Here is a 702-nt window from a genome sequence, read left to right as displayed (position 1 = left end):
GGATGTGGGAATCAATGGACTACAAAGGCTATTTTGCCCGTGGCTACAAAGCCGCCCCTGTAGACTGGGCGGGATTTGAATTAAATACCTACATGGGCGGGAGGATTTTCCGGTTTGAAAAGGGGTATGGAAGAATATCACCGTTATTAATAGAAATAGATAAAATCAGTGATGATGTTTTCATATCTACGCCTTACTTGTCGATCATTGACGGTAAAGTCACGGTGGTTAATTAACACCGTTATCGACGGTAAGGTAATCGTTGTTCATTAACCTAAAAGAGAGCCATTATTGCTGCACTGTAATGGCTTATTCTGACTGAATAAGGAGCTGTATGCCTTCTGTCATTCTTATCGGGGACATTGGTACCGGCCATGACAACCATCAACCCACTAAGGTCATATCCGGCTCCCGTACCGTCAGAGCGGATAACAAAAGCATTGCCCGGCAGGGCGATGCTCTGGAATCTCACGGTAATCACAGCCGGAATATTGCCGGCGGTTCTGTGAGTGTTTTTGTTGACGGGAAGCCCGCAGCAAGAAGTGGTGACAGAGTTAACTGCGGCGGTGTATTAACCGGAAAATCAACCGTTAAGGTTGGTTAAACAGACAGCAGGAGCTGTAATTGTAAGTACACCCCATTGGGACCCCCTTTTGATTTTTTGTTGAACTATTGCAGTTGCCAGACCGCAATATGTTTTAC

1 protein-coding gene and 1 pseudogene are annotated in these 702 nt (G+C 45.6%); both read left to right on the top strand.

Annotated elements, in window-relative coordinates; genetic code table 11:
- Window positions 1-236 (top strand): annotated as a pseudogene (locus AAZR23_RS20710) (hypothetical protein); the annotation flags it as partial.
- 98 nt (window positions 237-334) lie between these two features.
- A complete protein-coding gene (locus tag AAZR23_RS20705; protein ID WP_434694504.1) occupies window positions 335-604 on the top strand; it encodes a PAAR domain-containing protein in 270 nt (89 codons plus the stop codon).
- Window positions 605-702 lie beyond the last annotated feature (98 nt).

Origin of the sequence: Morganella sp. Je.2.23 (assembly GCF_051129855.1) — a bacterium.
Taxonomy (GTDB): domain Bacteria; phylum Pseudomonadota; class Gammaproteobacteria; order Enterobacterales; family Enterobacteriaceae; genus Morganella; species Morganella sibonii.
The sequence above is the reverse complement of the archived record's forward strand: the minus strand, read 5'-3'. Positions and strand labels throughout refer to the sequence as shown.